The sequence below is a fragment of the Pseudomonas chlororaphis subsp. aurantiaca genome (assembly GCF_013466605.1).
In the GTDB taxonomy this organism is placed as follows: Bacteria; Pseudomonadota; Gammaproteobacteria; order Pseudomonadales; family Pseudomonadaceae; genus Aquipseudomonas; species Aquipseudomonas chlororaphis_I.
Map to the genome: position 1 here is coordinate 6,853,766 of NZ_CP059162.1, position 17,258 is coordinate 6,871,023.

The window sequence follows — 17,258 nt, forward strand, 5'->3', positions numbered from 1 at the left end:
TCATTCCTTGTTCGCGGACAGGTGCGTGGCATTGGGCGCGACGCTCAACAGGCGCTCGACCATGCGCGGGTCGCGGTGCTCGGGAGCGGTCATCACCGCGGTGTCCAGGGCACGGTCGCAACCGCAGGGGCAGGCCCCGGCATGCCGGCCCAAACGGGTCACGGCTTCGGTCACCAGGCGCCGGGTCAGGTTGAAGGTGTCCGCCATGCGTTGCGCCACCAGCGTGGCGTTCACCGGTTCGTGGGATTCGTGCCAGCAGTCGAAATCGGTCGGAATGGCGATCATCGCGTAGCAAAGCTCCGCTTCGCGGGCCAGCTTGGCTTCGGGCATCGCGGTCATGCCGATCACCGTACCGCCCCACTGGCGGTACAGGTGGGACTCGGCGCGGGTCGAGAACTGCGGGCCCTCCATGACCACGTAGGTGCCGCCGTTGCGCGCCTGGATATCACTGGCCTCGGCACTCTCGGCGAGCACGCCGCGCATGCGCGCGCAGACCGGCTCGCCAAAGGGCACATGGCCGACCAGCCCGGGGCCGAAAAAGGTTTTTTCACGCTGGATGGTGCGGTCGATGTACTGGTCGATCAGCACAAAGCTGCCTGGAGGCGCGTCGTGGGTCAGGCTGCCCACCGCGCTGACCGACAGCAGTTGCGTGCAACCGACGCTGCGCAGCGCGGCGATGTTGGCGCGGGCATTGATCGAGGCCGGCGGAATTACGTGGCCCACGCCATGCCGTTGGACAAAGGCCACGGGCACGCCATTGAGCGTGCCCAGGGTCAGCGGCGACGACGGCGTGCCGAAGGCGGTCGTGCACTCCACCTGCTGAATGTCCTGCAGGCCTGGCAGCTGTTGCAGGCCGCTGCCGCCGATGATGCCGATACGTTGAACGTGCTGGGTTGGAGTGGAATGGGTCACAGGCTACCTCTCGACTTCAGGGGGGACGGTTCGTGTTCGCTGCACACCAGGCGTTCATAGAGTTCGGACAGGGCCGTGGGCGCATTGCCGCGCGGCAGCAGCAACCCTTCGCTGGCGTTGGTGCTGTAGCGCGGTTCGTGGATTTTCAGGTGCCGGTCGATCGCCGGCAGGTAGTTCCAGCGTACGCCGGGGTACAGGGAATGCGCCAGGTGATAGGCGTCGGACGTCGGGGCGATGAACACCCGCACCAGCCAGCCGGAAATCCCGAAGTAATCGGTGGGCCGGCCCGCCAGGTATTCCAGCTCGCGGCGGTTGCGCGCGCTGCCTTCGATGAACCAGCGGTGCTCGGTCAGCAGCGAAATCCAGGCAAACACCGGATAGGACGTCAGCAACGGCAGCAACCAGCCGAACAACACGCCTTTCCAGCCGCCGAAGGCGTACAGCAACGCCGCCACCGCCGCCACGCTCAGGCAGCGCGCCAGGGTGGTCAGGCGCGAATGGTTGAGCAGGCTGCTGCGCACCAGGGTGGTGAGATTCACCCAGGCCCCGCGAGGGGTCAGCGGGTATAGCAACAGGCCATAGAAACCGCTGGGCGACAGGCCGGCAACGTAGCCGCCGGCCTGCACCCGGGCACGGTTGGGATCAAGTTCGGGATGGTTGGGGTGGCGATGGTGCTCCAGGGTATGGGTCTGGTGCCGGCTGCGCATGTCGCGCTTGAACATCGGGAACTGGTAGAACACATTGCTCAGCCACCACTGCCAGCCGTGGTGGCGACACAGGGCGAAGTGCACCGCGTTGTGCCCGAACTCCTGCAACGCGCGCATGCGCCCGCCGCTCCACAGCAGCACGGCCAGCCAGGCCAGCGGCGACGAGTAGATCGACGCCGCCTGCACCGCGGCGACTATGTCCAGCCACGTCCAGACAAAGGGCAGCGGCGCGAACCAGGTATCCAGCGGGCGGTAGTACTGCTCCCGCCGCCCCTCCAGGCGCGGTATCAGCTTGAGCAGGCGCAGCACCCGCTGTGCATCCCGGTAATAGAACGCCACCAGCGCGCGCAACAGCAGCGAAACGGCGATCAGGCCAAGCAGGACAATATGCGCAGAGTCCATGATCAGGCCCCCTCGCGAACGACGGCGCGCCGCTCGTTGCTGGCGTAATGGCCCAGCAATTCGCCCAGCCCGCCGAAGACCGGGGCGTCGGCCTGCCGCAGGCGGTCGATGTCCTGATGGCCGGTGCTGACCAACAGCGGCTTCCAGCCGACGGCCCGCGCTACGTCGTAGTCGTGCAGGGTGTCACCGATGAACAGGGTGCGCCCGGCCGGTGTGCCGAGCTTCTCCTGGAGCATCAGGGCCTCGGCGGTCTTGCTGGTGGCCTGGTTGTGGCTCAGCCCCACGACATGCTCGAAATGCCCGCGCAGGCCCTTGGCCTCCAGGGTCTGGAGCAGCACGTCGCAATGCGAGGCGGACACGATGGAGACGCCGATGCCGGCATTGCGCGCCGCCTCCAATACCTCGAACACCCCATCGTGCAGCGGACACTGCGCGACATTCGTGTCGAAGTGCTCCAGGTAGTGCTCGACGATTTGCGCGAAGGGCGTGCGCTGCAGATCGAACCCCAGGGAGGCGTAGAAATCGGCAATCGGAAAGTCGAACAGCGCCCGGTAGCGAACGGCATCGATGGGCGGCACCGCATAGCGCTCGCCACAGCGATTGACCGCGCTGACCGCCAGGGCGATGTCGTCGATCAGGGTGCCGTTCCAGTCGAATACCAGGTGTTCGATCCCCGAGAAGTGCAGTCGATCATCGATCATGGTCGGGTTTTCTCCGCAAGAAGGGCGTTGAGGGCGATGCGCGAGGCGATCGCCGGTGTGTATAGCTTGCTGGGCTCCATCACCAGGTTGGTCACGCCAATCTGGGTTTCCAGGGCCCGCCGATTGTTCGCCGAGACTTGGCCCAGGCCGGCGCCGTACCAATGATGGAAACGGGTGCGCCAACTGCGCTGGCCCACGGTTTCGGGAAAGCGGAAGTCTTCGGTGGTGGCCATGCTCCAGGCGCCATCGACCACCCCGCACAGGCGGCCCTGCAACTGGCGAAAGCCCTGGCCGCCCTGCAGCAATACCTCGTCGATGTGGCGGTCGATGCAATCGGCCTCCAGCGCGCCGATGGTCATGCCCTGGCTGTACAGCGGGTTCATGCTGCTCAGGGCGTCGCCGACCACCAGCAGCCCGGCGGGCCAGTGCTCGACCCGGTCGAAGTGGGTGCGGCGGCTGCCGGGCATCTTGAAGGTGTGGACCGGCGACAGCGGTTCGGCGTCGCGGATCACCTCATGGATGTCCGGCACCGCAAGCGCCGCCAGCGCCTGCAGGAACTCCTGCGGATCGTTGCCGGGAAAATGGCCGAACCAGCCGCCGGTGGTGACCATCCAGCGGTCGCCTTCGATCGGGCTGATCACCCCCATGGAACGCTGCAACGGCGCCTTGGGCAGCACCAGCAGCACTTGCCACTGCTCGGCATAGGCCGGCAGGCGCCGGTAGATGCGCGACGCATAACCCAGCTCGGTCTTGACCACGCTGGTCTCGACCTCGCCGAAGCCAGCCTCTTTCAACCACGTCGGCAAGCGCGTGCCACGCCCGCTGGCGTCCACCAGCAAGTCGCAGCGCAGCGTCCGCTCGCCGTGGCCATCGTCGACGGTCACCGCCTCGACCCGCCGGGAAGGATCGGCCCCGGTGAACTCGATTCGCGTGACCCGGGTGCTGGACAGCACCTCGACGTTCAGCACGCCGAGCAAGGCCCGGCGCAGCTGGTTGTCGATCAGCCGCCGGCTGCAGTAATGGGCATAGATGCCACTGCGGTAGCGGTTTTTCCAACGCCCGCCCTGGTACCACTTCACGTCGTGGCCCAGGTCGGCCACTTGCGCGCCTCCCTGCTCCAGGGCGCTCAGGGTGCCGGGGAAGATGCCTTCGATGATCTGCTTGCCGCGCAGCAACAACAGGTGGACGTGATGCTCCTGGGGCAGGCTCTGGCGCGGCCCGGTCTCGTCGAAGAAATCGCTCTTCTCGATCACCGTGACCCGCTGGAAACGTCGGGCCAGGACCGCGGCCGTCAGGCAGCCCGTCACGCTGCCGCCGATGACCACGGCATGGCGACCGCCCACGGCGGTATCAGGCTGGGGAGTAGTCATTGAGCACCTTTGCAATGTAGGCCAGGTCGTCGTCCGCCAGGCCCGGGTGCAGCGGCACCGTGGTCAGCGAACGCAGCAACCGGGCGGCGTTGGGGCAATCGCGGCGGTACTGCGCCAGCAGCGGCAACTGGTACAGCGGCTGGTTGTCGTACTTGCCGATGTCCGAAGGGATGCCATGACGCTGCTGGTAATGCACCAGTTCACGCCCGTCGTGCCCCACCGCCTGCAACAGCAAGGCATAGGCGTTGGCCTCTCCACCGGGGGTCAGCGGCAGTTCGCGCAGCGCCGGGTTGTCCAGTTGCTCCAGCAGCCGCCGGCGGTTGTCCTGACGCTGGTGCAGCCGGCTTTCCAGCTGCCGCGAACGCGCCAGCCCGAGGGCCGCCTGCAAGCCACCGAGCTTGAGGTTGATGCCCAGGGTTTCGCCGGTGAGGTTGCCGAAGCGGGTGTAGGCCCGGATACGGCTGGCGCGCTCGTCGTCATCGGTCATGACAAAGCCGCCCTCACCGGTGGACATGAACTTGCAGTCGTGGGTGCTGAAGCAGCTGATGTCGCCATGCTGCGCCAGCCAACTGCCGTTCAGGCGGGTCAGGTGCGCGTGGGCCAGGTCCTGGATCAGCAGGATGCCGGCCTGGCGCGCGGTGGCCCAGGTGGTGTGCGAGGCAATCGGATACCCCCACATCGGCACCTCGATCACCGCGCAGGTCCGCGGGCCGATGCAGCGTTGCAGGTCATCCGGGTCGAGGCCGAAGCTGTCCGGCGCCACATCGCAGAACACCGGGACCAGGCCCAGGGACAGGATCGGCAGGACGGTGCAGATCGGGCACGTGGGCGCGACTATCACTTCGTCCCCCGGCTGGAAGCGCACGCCGGCCAGTGCCGCGGTGACCGAAGCGGCCCCCGACGACACGGCGATCACGTGGCGCACGCCGTACAGCACGGCGAGCGCAGTCTCGTAGTCCTCGACGATCGGCGAGGTGCCGGTCAGCCCTGTCGCCAGGGCGCGTTGCAGCTCGGGCACATCGTCGGCGGTATCGTGGCCGCACTTGTCCGCGATGACCCGGATGGGTCGGGAGATGGCCTGGTTCATGGCGCCACCTTCCTGCCGACCATGTCCCACACCTCGGCATCGGCGAATACCCGGTCCACCATGCGCCGGAAGTTGGGGAACATCTTCAGCTCGGCAGTTTCCTGCCGGCTGAAGAAGCGCGCGTTTTCCACCTCGCGCTCCGGCGGGCAAGCCCGCAGGTCGGTGGCGGTGAGGTAGATCAGGTCCAGGTGGTAATGCGGCCCGCGCTTGTCATCGATGAACTCGCAGAGGATCCGGTAAGGCTGGTGCAACACCGTGACATCGGTCTCGGCATCGGCCAGTTCCAGGTCACGCTCGCCCAACAGGGCGGCGTGAATCCCGGTTTCCTCGTAGATCTCGCGCAGCACCGCCACATCAGGGGTTTCCCCCTGCTCTATATGGCCGCCCGGGTACAGCCAGACCCCCAGCTTGCGATGGTGCAGCAGGAGCATCTTGCGGTCCGGGTTCAACACGAACGCCGAGGCCGTGAAATGCCGGTCCAGGGTCGAACGATCGAGGACATCCGTCATCATGGCGCACCGTACTGGTTGATCCGTTCGGCCATGTAGTCCAGTTCGGCGCGGGTGATGTCCGGATGGACCGGGATGGTAGTCATGCTGGCCAGCAGCGCCTCGGCGTTCGGGCAGTCGTTGCGGTACTGGGCCAGCGCCGGGAACTCGTAGAGTGCCTTGCAGCCGTAGCGCTTGATGTCCGACGGGATGCCCGCCTCGTCCAGGTAATCGATGAAGGCCCGGTTGTCGGCGAAATGCAGTTCCAGGTTGAGGAAGTAGTAGTTGGTCCGTCCGCCCTCGATGATGACCTTTTCCCGCACCTTGCTGTGGTCGAGCTGCTGCAGGAAGTAGCTGGCATTGGCGCGTCGTTGCTCGATCTGCGCGGCCAGCGAATCCAGGCGGTTGGCACCCAGGGCGGCAGGCAGCGCGGCCAGCTTGTAGTTGAGGCCGAAGTCCTTGCCATTGAGGTTGCCGAAGCGGCTGTAATCGCGGCAGCGCTGGGCCAGTTGGTCGTCATCGGTGAGGATGAAACCGCCCTCGCCGGTGGCCAGCGGCTTGCGTTCGTGGGTGCTGAAGCACGACAGGTCGCCATAGGCCGACAGTGGCCGGCCGTTGAGGGTGCTGCCATGGGAATGCGCCAGGTCGAGGATCAGCTTGATCCCCAGCTCGCGGGTCAGGCCTTGCAACTCATCGACTTCGGTGGGGTAGCCCCACATCGGAATATCGATGATCGCCCGGGTGCGCGGGGTGATGCGGGCCTTGATCGATTCCGGGTCGGCGCCGAAACCGTGACGGCGGGTGTCGACGAAGATCGGGTTGGCGCCCGCGGCCATGATCGGATAGATGGTGCACAGCGGGCAGCTCGGCGTCAGCAGGACGTCGTCGCCGGGACCGACGCCGGCGGCGTAGATCGCCACGCTCAGGGCCGCGCCACCCGAGGAGACCGCGATCGCATGCCGCGCCTCGAACCAGGCCGCCAGCTTGGCCTCGTATTCGCCCACCACATCGCTGGTGCCGGATAGCGGCCGTTCCAGGGTGTTCTGCAGGGTCAGCAGATCGTCGGCGTACACCGGACGGTACTTGTCGGAAACGGAGATGCGGGCGGCGCTGGAGAGATTAGAGGACATTGGTCTGGGCTCCGAGAAAGGCTGGGGACTTGGCGGCATGGGTGGAATGGAGGGCGAGCACGGGGGCGACATCGGCGCGAGCGCTGTCGGCATGACAGATCTGCTCGATCACCCGGAAGGTCGGCAGCAGGCTCTCGAAGCTGGCCTCGTAAGGCGAACGGTTGCGCACCGCGTCGAAGAACTTCTCCAGTTCGCCGAAATAACCGCTGCGCTCATAACCGGAATCCAAAGGCCCTGGCTGCCACGCGCCGCGCCAGCGCTTGGCGGTGCCGGTTGCCCCGGTGCCATGCACCGGCTCGTGCAGGGTGATGTTCCACAGGTTGTTGAGCTCGACCATCATCGAATTGGAGCTGACGATCTTCATGTCGAATTCGAAGTACGGGAACATCGTCCCGCTCAGCAGGCTGACCGTCGCGCCGGAGCTGAAGCCGAGTTCCAGGCTCACCAGCAACGAGTCCTCGTGGCGCTGCACCCGGGATTCGATATCGCGCAATTCGCCGCCGCCGAAGGTCACGCCAAGGTCGATGGTGTGAATCGCCTGGGCCAGCAGGAACGAACGCAGGGTGGAATCCAGCCCCCACAGCGGCGCGGTGGGTTTGCTCGCATAGTGGTTGAGCTGGATGTGCACGACCTTGCCGAACTGCTCGGTGCGCGTCATATCGCGTAGCTGGCGCATCGGCTTGGCATATTTGAAGTTCATCCCCACGCCGGTGACCACCTGGGCCTGGCGAGCCGCGCCGATCAGGTATTCGAGCTCGGCGAGGGTGAAGCACGGCGGCTTCTCGACAAAAACATGCACGCCCTTGGCCATTGCCTTGATCGCCAGGTCGCGGTGCGCCTGGGGCGGACAAGCCATGACCACCGCATCCAGCGCAGCGGTATCGAGCATCTCGTCGAAGTCGTCGGTGATCGCGACCTCGGAGATGAAACGGTGAATCTGTCCGGCGCGGTTCAAGTCGCTGTCGCACACGGCGACGATGCGAATATCCGGCATTTGCAGAAGCGTGGGCAGCAGGTTTTCTTGCATCTGCGCGCCGAGGCCGACGATGCCAACTCTGAGTACAGTCATAACCATCTCCATCCTGGAAAAGTGGGTACTGCGTCATGAAAAGGTTGGACGAACGACTACACGGGATCCGCCTCGGGTCACCTGCGGGGTGAGCCGATCCGGTCCGACATTCGCTTCAATCGAGGCAGGATTGCCTCAGAACAACGGATCACCTTTACAGAGTCCGTTCGGGCTGTTGCCCAGGGTCACCCGGGTGGAACACTCGGATGTTTCACGCCACACGCCGACACCCGGTTGAGACCGAGGAGCCATAGAGGCGCGATGGGCAAAAGGGATAGCGCCGCGAAGGCGACAGGTAGGAGGGGAATCAGGTCGAATCGAACGCTGGTGGTAATGAGCTACCTGGCCGAAAACCTGAAGCGAAGAATCGTGGCTTCGTTTAAAAATGGAACAACGACCGAAATGCCGATACGCATGCATGGCTGAATCATCCTTGAAGCGCTGTTTTATCCTTGTTATGCAGGGGCTCCGGTTCCGTGAGCCCTTGCTTGCCACACACCTCATCAATGTGTGGCTTGGAGGTATAGATCAGCCTTTTTAGGAGCGCAAATCAGTTGCTATATCGTTTCATCATATTGTTTTGAATAATCCGGACATAAGGCAACGGGCCATATAGGCCCGTTGTCAAAAGCGCCGACCGGGCCGAAAAAATCTGGGTTCTAACAACATAGTTTGACACAACCACCCTCAGAAATTCTGGGTCGCACAGGAATGGCCTCAAGCCACAATTGCATTATAGATTGACACAGCTTGGCCGCTGCCTTGAATAAGCACTCTGCCAGTAACAATAAAGTGTGACACAAGGCACTCGCTCCATATCCCCCTCTCTCCGAGGCAGGCGTCGAGGACTCGGGTAAGAGTTACGGTTAGGGTGGGGAGCTTTTGGGTCAGGAGCGGCGTCGCCGCTGGAGCCCAGAGCAAAAACTGGCCATGGTTCGCGAGAGCCTGCAACCGGGGCAAAGCGTCTCGGTGAAGGCTCGGCAGAATGGCGTTAATGCCAACCAGCTGTTTCAGTGGCACAAGCTCTATCAGAGCGGCAGTCTCTCGGCCGTCAGTGCCGGGGAGAGCGTGGTGCCTGCTCCCGAGCTGGCCGATGCGCTCAAGCAGATCCGCGAGCTACAGCGCATGCTCGGCAAGAAAACCATGCAGGTCGAGATCCTTCAGGAAGTCGTTGAGATCGCATGCTCGCGAAAATGGATTGCGCACTCACCCTTGTTGCCGGGGGACGACCAGTGAAGCTGATCAGTGAAAGTCTCGGTGTAGCGCGCTCGCAATTGACGGTTCGACTTAACCCAGGCGCTCAGATCGAACGGCATCGTCGAGTACTGGACGATACCGCATTAGTCGATGAGATTCGCACTGAGGTCAGTGAATTGCCCAGCTATGGTTACCGCCGTGTGTGGGGTTTATTGCGCCGTCGTCGTGAAACACACAGCCTGGCGCCGATCAATGTAAAGCGGCGGGTCTATCGCGTCATTCGCGATCATCAGTTGCTGCTGGAACGACGGATCAAACAACCCGGCGTGGCACGCCGCCACGAAGGCCGCATTGCCGTCGCCACCAGTAATACCCGTTGGTGCTCGGACGGTTTGAGTTTCGTTGTGAGGACGGCGCCAAGCTAAGTGTAATGACCTGCAAACGAAAACGCCCCGACCTGCAATCAGCGCGGTTTTCGACCAGGATTAATTGCGACTGACCGGCCCGGTCAACCAGCATTAACTGCGAATGAGCCTGCATTGATCCGGGTCGACCTGCATTCTATCGGTACCGACCAGCATTAACTGCAAATGACCAGGCCGTCAGATTGGCAATCCCGCTGCCAGCATTTTGTCGCGCAACTCGACAGCCCGTGTCAGGTCGAGTGTATTGCTGAACAATGCCTTGATTTCGGTGGACCTAGCGTCGAACTGCTCCACCAGGTCTTTGAGGCGATAGCCGTGGCGCGTCAGGGTCGGCTCCAGATCATCCAACTGACGCGACAGCACTGAGTGCACGAGTTCCGCTGACACTGGCTTCTCTCCGGTCAAGTAGCCCGCCTCCAGGGCCAAGCTGAGGTGGAGTTGGATTTGGTGGCTAGTAGATCAACCGCTTCCTCGGTCAGAATCGATTCAGCCTTGACCTTGCCTTCTGTGCAGGCATCCAGCAGCCAGAGGATATACTCATGCTGGCTGCCAGCGATGCCGTCGAGCGAGAAGATGTCGGTGCGGTAGCCAATTTCCTCCATTGTCGGGCGGCGCAGGTCGTTACGCAGTTTTGGATGCCCAGCCAACACCACCGATAATCGGCCGTCGCCGCCTTCGACCAGCTCCATCAAGCGCTTGAGCCCTGTCAGGGTATGACCGTTGAGGTCATGGGCCTCATCGACGAACAGGGCCACTGGGCGCTTGTTCTTCCTCACCAGCTCGCACAAGTCACGCTCACGCTTTTCGCCCGTCGGGATGCGCACCTGCTTTTCGGTGGATAAATCGTAGTAGAGCGCAGCGATGAAGGTGGCCAGCTTGATGCTGTGCTTCTCGATGGCGAGGGACTTGGAGACGGTGATTTTCTTCTCCGCCTCCATCACCTGCTGAAGTCGTCGCAGCATCACGGTTTTACCACTGCCGATGACGCCGCACAGGGCGATCAAGCGCCCCTCGAATATTGCCCCCTTGACGTCCTTGATCAACTGCTGGTGGTGGCCGGTTTCAAAGTAACCGGCCTGGTTCAGTGGCAAGACCAGCCCGTAGTGCTGCATCACTTCAGCCCGCATGTTCTTCTCCTGTTTTTTTGTGGCGGAAGTAGCCCTTGATGCGTTCCAAAACAACCTGCCGATTCAAGGTCTCGCTCAGCACCTGGTGAATAAACGCTTGCTCCTCGTCCGAAAGCTTGGCCAACGGTTTTGCCAGTTCGTTGGCAATGTTCAGCTTGCCGGCGATAACGTTGGGAAAGTGGTACTCGTGGGCTTCGGCATTGAAGGGTTGACGTGGCAACGCCACAGGAGCGGTGGGTGGTATTAGTCGCACATCGTCGCCGGCTAGGGCTGCGATGGGCAGCCCCAACTGGTCGGCCAGTGAACGGATGCGGTCGGATCGTTCATCGACTTTGCCACGTTTGAACGCGCGGTACCGATGCAGCGGAATAGGTCCGGACACCGGATAGTACGGCCCGAATCGCTCCCCGTTGAACTCGGCATACAGTTCGTTATCGAACAGCCCCCACAGCAACATCACAAACTCTCCAGCCATGTCTGGCTCAACTTCAAAAGCGGTACCATCAACTGTGACCCGTGCGTCGACGCCCACCTTGCGGCGTTCGGGCTCGCGGGCAAAGCGGCAGAATTGCTCCCAGGTACACATCTCACGAATACCTTCATCGGTCAGGTTGGACTGCCAGTCCTCAATTCGTGAGTGCGGCTCGCTGCGATGAGGTTGCACGTTGTAGGTGCGCACCAGGTAACGCATCAGCCATTCGTTAGCCTGCGCTTCGGTTTCAGGCTTGTGAAAGTGATACAGCGTTTCGTGGGCTTCTTTTACTGTGCGAAACGGCCGTTCAACTTTGCCCTTTGAGTGAGCGGTTGTGCGTGCTCCATCCTTGCCGGCGGGGATGTGTGTTTGCCATTCAATCCCCAGCGCCTGCATGACGTTCTGGAAGACTCGGCGCTTGGCTACCGGGCCGTTGTCCAGGTAGATCATCTTCGGGCGACCTTGAAAGGGAAAGGTGGGATCAGCCTTTGGCGCCATGGCGCTGAACAGGAAACGCAGTGCTGACTCCGCGTCCTCACCGTACACACAGTGGTATTCCTGATATTGAAAATTGGAAACTGTTGCTGGATACCGATAATGCGGCGTCTGGAGTGGACGACCTCATTTCAACCAACCGTCCAACAAACCTACGTTTGATAGACATCTCTTGCTGAGCTACAACGTAGCTCATAAATCTGGAGGATCAACCTATGTCCGCAAATGCTGTAGTCCGTGCCCGTATCGACGAGCACATAAAGGAAGAGGCAACCGTCGTACTCGCAACGATGGGGCTAACCGTGTCCGACGCCTTCCGCATCATGTTGACCCGAGTCGCTCGCGAGAAAGCCTTGCCCTTCGAGCCATTGGTACCGAACGCCACCACCATTGAGGCGATGAAGGAAGCCCGCCGTGGCGGCTTGAAGTCGTTCGTTACCGTCGAGGACCTGATGGCGGACGATTGAACAGACCGGTCGGTTCAAACGCGACTACAAGCGCGAAGCCAAGGGCCTGCATCGTCAGACACTGGCGAGTGATTTTGTTTGCCGTCATCACAGCCCTGGCGAATGACCAAGCGCTGGCCGAGAAGCACCGCGACCATGCACTCACCGGCGACTGGAAAGATCACCGTGACTGCCACATCAAGCCCGACCTGGTACTGATTTACCGCAAGCCGGATGACGCCGTGTTGCAACTCGTGCGCCTCGGATCGCATAGCGAGCTTGGCTTGTAAACGCCGGACTCTGCCCTGGACAAGGACAGTGCATGACAATCAGTATCACCGACGAATGGGACGAACTCGCTCCCGAGAGTTTCGATACCACCGCACAGTTGCGTGCAGTCGATGCCGTAGACGTGCTGCGCGAGGACTTGAATGACCGCGAGGACGGCGGCCCGCCGCAACTGCGCACCGACCTGTTGAAGCTGCATCAACTGTCGATGGCCGTGTTCAACGAAGGATCGCGCAGCCAAGTAGTCGATATGTTCGAGTTCGCCGTCGATCTGGAAGACCAGATACACGGCCTGATGACCTCGCTGGAGCAGGTACAGGAAACACTTTCCAAGTTGACGGCGCTGTACCCGGAAAGCCTGTCCTATGAAGATGGGGCGTGAGCGAGTCCTGGTCATGGCCGGGCTGATAGAAGGTTGGGCCTACCTCAACTGGGATGACGGAAATTTCTGGGGTTCCGGCTACACCCCCAATATGGTCAGCCACATCATCAAGGGTCGGCAGCCGTATGGGTAGTTCCGCCGTCAGCATACAAAACGAGAGCGTTTCATCGTGATATCAGTATTTTTTGACAGTAAATTTTTGTATGACTACAGTTAAGTATGATTTTAAGGACGCATACGACTTAACCACCAGTTTAATGGAGTAGACCTATGAAGATCTCGCATCGAATAGCCGTTGCAGCTGCTCTCGTTCTGAGCAGCAATGGTGTTCTAGCATTGGACGCCAATGAAGAAATCACCCCTAGCAATATCGGCTACGAATATTGGGTCTACTCCGTTACGTGGCAACCGAGCTTGGGGTAGTGCCGAGATAAAGCTAAAATTCCACCGTGAAAGCCATAGCTAATTAATTTTATGTGATTTTATTATATTCATGACCGACTTTTCTCTTGTGGTCTATTCTCCTGTGCGTGTCGACCCAGGGAATTCACGCACTCTACTCGCGTGGATGTCTAATCATCTGAAGACGGAAAATATATGTCCACAATCATTACAAAACCTCTGTTCCCGATCCTGCTCGCCTGCGCTGCATTGTTGAGCGTACATCAGCAAGCTGCAGCACAGACACCCACTACAGAAGCGACGACTGGCCCAACCACTCCTCCTGCTGATGCAAAAGTGCAGGAATTCGGATGCAATTTGGGACATAATAATGAATCCGTGACCGCGAGGGTCAGCCAATGGTGGGACAGTACCGGCGCACTTCATACTCAAGTCACAGAGGTTCACTTTACGAGGTATCATTCCGCAGCGTCAGCATCTTTGAGCTTAACTCCCCCCGGTACGACTCAATCAGGGATCCCTATGGACGGACAATGGCATGCCTCAAACCTTTATGCACGTGGCAATCCTAAAATCGAAGGCGTAATGGAGAGGCCCGTAGTTATCGGATGTGTGTTGGTCCCATTGTAAAAATGTAACGGTCGCCGATCTGCCTGTCCTCAAGGAAGACAGAGGAAAACTTTCGGTTCGGCGACCGCGAGGTAATCCCCATTGATAGCTGGGTCTCAAGGTCTGCTCCTTCCCCTTTGACGGACGCTGGCTCCGTTTAAATTTCCGATACAGAAAAGCCCGCAAAGCGGGCTTTTTTGTGTGTTTTTTGGAATACATCAATCTTCGGGGCGCTCCGCGTGCTGATGGAGGATTCGATATATCATTATGAGTTCCATGGTGGAATTTTAGCTTTATCTCGGCACTACCCCGATAGGCCATAGCGTAATGTTTGACGATCTAAAAACAGCCTTCCCCACCAATACTTCGTTTCGCTGTTTCGTTCAAGGTGGCAAGCAGTACTTGCACGAAGTGTTCTATCGGATCAATCCCGATGGCACAGCATATGACGGGGATGCGACCCTTCAGATAGGAACCCCCTGCAAGTCGCAAGAAACCTTCATTCCTGGAGGAGCCTGATTGGCTGATATTTCCGGGACAGCCCTGTTTTCTGCGCTCATCCCTGGTTGCAGTTAATGTGAGCCTGTGCAATGGAATGCAAGCAGGTGCCGCTGTAAGCCGCTACAGCTATGGCCCTGCACCACCACGGCCGACCGCTGATGCGGTGTATATCTTGGCATTCCGACACCAGAAAGAGGCGGAAAACTGATGAGCATGAACGAATTCCGCCGACTGGCCGCGAGGATGGATCAGCAGATGCAGCAGCTCGCCAGTGAAGACGTCAGCGAGGCGAATGCCGTCATCAATCGCATGATGGGACACGTGCCCGACCTGCATCGAATTTGGGTCAGCACGTCCGACCAGTAGCTCATGGCGCTGTCCCGCGAGCTCCCAGGGTTCTACCGCTACGCCCATATCATGGAAGACGCGTCCGAAGCTGAACGCAACAAGCCATCACGGCCCTATGAAGCATAAGCAAATGGGGGCGCAACTGCTGACAACGGCGGCCACGCTTGAGCGCGGCTATCAGGCACTTCATGCGAGCGGGAACCTGCAAGTTCTCCAACCACACCTCAAGGAGCTGGGAAGGAAGCATCGGCAATGGCTATTCGACGTGGACGACTTCAAGACCTCCCTACGTGCGCAGGGAGCAGAACCCAAGGTGCTGGACTACGCGAACGAGGCATGAGGATGGACAACCGTATTACTGGCTAAAGAGCTACGTTGACGGTTCACAGACAGGCCGAACCAGATTTTGATGCTTGGCTACAGAAGGTCGCAGCAAATTCCCGAGCTTTGTAGGGATTTCGATATCTGACAGTTACCAACTAGAACGGAGCCTCACCATAAGCCATTCCGGCCTCTCGCGGCATTTTTGGGGCTGCCAGTCTGACAGACTGGTCATTTGCAGTTAATTCTGGCCGGTACTGATGGAATGCAGGTCAGCACGGATCAATGCAGGTTCATTCGCAGTAAATGCTGGTTGACCGGATTGGTCAGTCGCAATTAATGCTGGTCGAAAACCGCGCTGATTGCAGGTCGGGGCGTTTTCGTTTGCAGGTCGTTACAGCTAAGCGTGACTTTCGCCCTGGATTGCTGCGACCGAGAAGCCATCGGCTGGGTGGCCAGCCCGACAGGCTACAGTTGCGATGACATCCGCGACCTGATGCTGGAGGCGGTCGAAAAACGCTTCGGTGAGCAACCACCTGCCCCCCAGTGCAATGGCTGAGCGATAACGGCTCGGCCTACATCGCCGAACAGACACGACTACTTGCCCGACAGATCGGTTTGCAACCGGTGACCACACCAGTGCGCAGCCCGCAGAGCAACGGCATGGCCGAGAGCTTCGTCAAAACGATCAAACGCGACTACGTTGCGCACAGGCGCTGGATCGTACTCAGCTGATGTTGCCGCTGCGCCCTGGTCAGATCGAACGTCGCACGCACGACTACAAACGCCATGGAACAGCGAGCTTGTACGCAGCTTTCGACATCAGACCGACCAGGTGATTGGACGGATTACCCAGCGTCATCGTGCCAAAGAATTCCTGGCCTTTCTGCAACAGATCGATCGCAACACGCCAGCCGGACTGGATTTGCATGTGATTCTGGACAACAGCTCAACCCACAAAACTGCCGCGATCAAGCAGTAGCTGGAAAAGCATCCACGCTTCAAGTTGCACTTCACCCCGACCAGTGCGTCATAGCTGAACGCAGTGGAGGGCTGGCTCGCGCAACTGGAAAGACGAGCGCTGTACCGGGGCGCCTTCACCAGCGCTGCCGACCTGAAGGCAGCGATCCGTCAATTTATCGAGGCTCAAAATAAGCATTCAGCAAAGCCGTTCACGTGGAATAATACGGCTGAGCCCATCATTAGCTCGGTGTATAAGGTAAAGCCGAGCGTGATGAAAAATAAATTAATGGATTAACCGCTCAGGCCACTAGGTGCTAGCGGGATGCTTATCTCTGAACACAATTATAACGCTGGGGCACTGATGTAATAATCCTTTGAACCTTAAGAGTTTTTTGTTATCTGGAGGGGAAGCCAGGTCAAAAACAAAAGATTCTTCGTATCCTAGGTGGTTGAACAAACCAAACTTCACCTCGTAACCATATTTCCCCCCCTCAAACGATGCACTATAACAGCTTGAAATTGAAGCATTTGCTTCTGTGTATTGACGCGCATCAAATGAGAATTGTCCAATGATCTTCGGGAACTCCTCATCTGGGGTGAAGTGATAAAAGGGAATAATGATGCCGTCACATGATGCCGGTTGCGCGATCTTGACGTTGAAGCTACCTCCTGAAACGAGCTCACCCCATGTTGATCCATGATCTACGCTAAAGGAAAGAACTAGTTTCTCATTGGCTTCATGGACTATTGAGGCCGTAATATCATGCAGCTCTTCCGAGGCCATATCTTGATATTCCTTGTTTTCCAAACTGTCGGATCCATCTGTTTTCGTACGGGTTCTCATTTCTCACCTCGATGATATCTAACCTATAGCTTTCTGGATTTACTTGGCACTGTCAACTTGAGACTCGTGAAATATTGGCCTATGAAAGCGAGGGAAACACTTCGAAAACCACTTATAACTTGCTAAAAAAACCGCTGAAGTCGTCAACTTTTCACGAAAAACGACTCGTAGGTGGGATTTCTGTTAGGGTCTTTTTCTCAAGTTGACAGTGCCAAAGTCTTTGCGGGTCCGTGATCCCACCTACTTGAATTGAAACCGGTTTTGCTACTAGTGCTCCTGTTGCGCTGTGATTGAGATCGGTCATTGCTTCCCCCTTGATTAACTTCACATAAAATTACACGTTATTGAAATATGCTACAGAAAACTCCCTTTATTCAAAAAAACTTTTAGGGCAACAATAAAAAGCTTGAAACCTTTATAGTAGGCGATCACCTGCTTGTCAAAAGCGGACTGAATTCATCTGGAGGTGGGTGCCTTCGAGCATTACAACGAGCAGCATCCGCACAGCGCCTTGAAGTATCGCTCACCGAGGGAGTTTAGGTGCTTGGCAGCAGCATCAATTTAACAAGGAG

The 17,258-nt window shown here is 59.2% G+C and carries 16 protein-coding genes and 5 pseudogenes; 9 read left to right on the forward strand and 12 right to left on the reverse strand.

Annotated features, from left to right (window positions below; translation table 11 throughout):
- The 8 genes from mtnP to H0I86_RS31520 are packed head-to-tail and all read right to left on the reverse strand — an operon-like array spanning position 1 to position 7,866.
- Positions 1 to 912, reverse strand: coding sequence for an S-methyl-5'-thioadenosine phosphorylase (mtnP, locus tag H0I86_RS31485; protein ID WP_124300824.1), 912 nt, complete (start codon positions 910 to 912; stop codon positions 1 to 3).
- On the reverse strand, positions 909 to 2,021 hold the full coding sequence (locus H0I86_RS31490; protein WP_124300825.1) for a fatty acid desaturase family protein: 1,113 nt from the start codon (positions 2,019 to 2,021) through the stop codon (positions 909 to 911). Before H0I86_RS31490 ends, mtnP begins: the two co-directional genes overlap by 4 nt.
- Before the next feature lie 2 nt (positions 2,022 to 2,023).
- The gene (locus tag H0I86_RS31495) at positions 2,024 to 2,722 is read right to left on the reverse strand and encodes an HAD family hydrolase (protein WP_180923357.1); all 699 of its coding nucleotides are present in this window, start codon (positions 2,720 to 2,722) and stop codon (positions 2,024 to 2,026) included.
- Entirely contained in the window at positions 2,719 to 4,092 is a 1,374-nt protein-coding gene (locus H0I86_RS31500) for an NAD(P)/FAD-dependent oxidoreductase (RefSeq protein WP_124335768.1), read from the reverse strand. The genes H0I86_RS31495 and H0I86_RS31500 overlap by 4 nt, the downstream gene beginning before the upstream one ends.
- On the reverse strand, positions 4,073 to 5,179 hold the full coding sequence (locus H0I86_RS31505; RefSeq protein WP_180923358.1) for a DegT/DnrJ/EryC1/StrS family aminotransferase: 1,107 nt from the start codon (positions 5,177 to 5,179) through the stop codon (positions 4,073 to 4,075). Before H0I86_RS31505 ends, H0I86_RS31500 begins: the two co-directional genes overlap by 20 nt.
- Positions 5,176 to 5,691 (reverse strand): NUDIX hydrolase, encoded by a 516-nt coding sequence (locus H0I86_RS31510; RefSeq protein ID WP_009051691.1) that lies wholly within the window; start codon positions 5,689 to 5,691, stop codon positions 5,176 to 5,178. The genes H0I86_RS31505 and H0I86_RS31510 overlap by 4 nt, the downstream gene beginning before the upstream one ends.
- Positions 5,688 to 6,797, reverse strand: a complete 1,110-nt coding sequence (locus H0I86_RS31515) for a DegT/DnrJ/EryC1/StrS family aminotransferase (protein WP_009051692.1) — start codon at positions 6,795 to 6,797, stop codon at positions 5,688 to 5,690. Before H0I86_RS31515 ends, H0I86_RS31510 begins: the two co-directional genes overlap by 4 nt.
- Positions 6,787 to 7,866, reverse strand: a complete 1,080-nt coding sequence (locus H0I86_RS31520) for a Gfo/Idh/MocA family protein (protein ID WP_009051693.1) — start codon at positions 7,864 to 7,866, stop codon at positions 6,787 to 6,789. The genes H0I86_RS31515 and H0I86_RS31520 overlap by 11 nt, the downstream gene beginning before the upstream one ends.
- Before the next feature lie 930 nt (positions 7,867 to 8,796).
- Here H0I86_RS31520 and H0I86_RS32315 point away from each other — a divergent pair.
- Positions 8,797 to 9,493 (forward strand): annotated as a pseudogene (locus H0I86_RS32315) (transposase); the annotation flags it as partial.
- A 172-nt stretch (positions 9,494 to 9,665) separates the two neighbouring features.
- On the opposite strand, the gene H0I86_RS32680 reads toward H0I86_RS32315, so the two are convergent.
- From H0I86_RS32680 to H0I86_RS31540, 3 genes and pseudogenes are all read right to left on the reverse strand, one after another.
- A complete protein-coding gene (locus H0I86_RS32680; RefSeq protein ID WP_258019377.1) occupies positions 9,666 to 9,875 on the reverse strand; it encodes a phosphoribulokinase in 210 nt (69 codons plus the stop codon).
- Positions 9,876 to 9,889: 14 nt separating this feature from the next.
- Complete coding sequence (locus H0I86_RS31535) at positions 9,890 to 10,615, reverse strand: AAA family ATPase (RefSeq protein WP_258019378.1); 726 nt, start codon at positions 10,613 to 10,615, stop codon at positions 9,890 to 9,892.
- Positions 10,605 to 11,663 (reverse strand): annotated as a pseudogene (locus tag H0I86_RS31540) (transposase family protein); the annotation flags it as partial. The pseudogene H0I86_RS31540 and the gene H0I86_RS31535, both read right to left, overlap by 11 nt.
- 134 nt (positions 11,664 to 11,797) lie before the next feature.
- Here H0I86_RS31540 and H0I86_RS31545 point away from each other — a divergent pair.
- The 7 genes and pseudogenes from H0I86_RS31545 to H0I86_RS31575 form a co-directional block, all read left to right on the forward strand.
- Entirely contained in the window at positions 11,798 to 12,049 is a 252-nt protein-coding gene (locus H0I86_RS31545) for a type II toxin-antitoxin system RelB/DinJ family antitoxin (RefSeq protein ID WP_180923361.1), read from the forward strand.
- Between the two features lie 74 nt (positions 12,050 to 12,123).
- Positions 12,124 to 12,318: a type II toxin-antitoxin system YafQ family toxin gene (locus H0I86_RS31550; protein ID WP_444547651.1), complete on the forward strand. Its 195-nt coding sequence runs from the start codon at positions 12,124 to 12,126 to the stop codon at positions 12,316 to 12,318.
- A gap of 32 nt (positions 12,319 to 12,350) precedes the next feature.
- Positions 12,351 to 12,698 carry a transposase gene (locus H0I86_RS31555; RefSeq protein ID WP_180923362.1) on the forward strand — a complete coding sequence of 116 codons (348 nt, stop codon included), beginning with the start codon at positions 12,351 to 12,353 and terminating at the stop codon, positions 12,696 to 12,698.
- Positions 12,699 to 14,417: 1,719 nt separating this feature from the next.
- The gene (locus H0I86_RS32685; protein WP_258019379.1) at positions 14,418 to 14,576 is read left to right on the forward strand and encodes a hypothetical protein; all 159 of its coding nucleotides are present in this window, start codon (positions 14,418 to 14,420) and stop codon (positions 14,574 to 14,576) included.
- Between the two features lie 97 nt (positions 14,577 to 14,673).
- Entirely contained in the window at positions 14,674 to 14,898 is a 225-nt protein-coding gene (locus H0I86_RS32690) for a hypothetical protein (protein ID WP_258019380.1), read from the forward strand.
- 381 nt (positions 14,899 to 15,279) lie between these two features.
- Positions 15,280 to 15,587: pseudogene (locus H0I86_RS32335) on the forward strand (DDE-type integrase/transposase/recombinase); the annotation flags it as partial.
- Between the two features lie 2 nt (positions 15,588 to 15,589).
- A pseudogene (locus tag H0I86_RS31575) lies at positions 15,590 to 16,137 on the forward strand (IS630 family transposase); the annotation flags it as partial.
- Between the two features lie 12 nt (positions 16,138 to 16,149).
- Here the strand turns inward: H0I86_RS31575 and H0I86_RS31580 are convergent.
- Entirely contained in the window at positions 16,150 to 16,686 is a 537-nt protein-coding gene (locus H0I86_RS31580; RefSeq protein ID WP_180923365.1) for a hypothetical protein, read from the reverse strand.
- A gap of 472 nt (positions 16,687 to 17,158) precedes the next feature.
- On the opposite strand from H0I86_RS31580, the pseudogene H0I86_RS32635 reads away from it, so the two are divergent.
- Positions 17,159 to 17,251: pseudogene (locus H0I86_RS32635) on the forward strand (integrase core domain-containing protein); the annotation flags it as partial.
- Between the last annotated feature and the right edge of the window lie 7 nt (positions 17,252 to 17,258).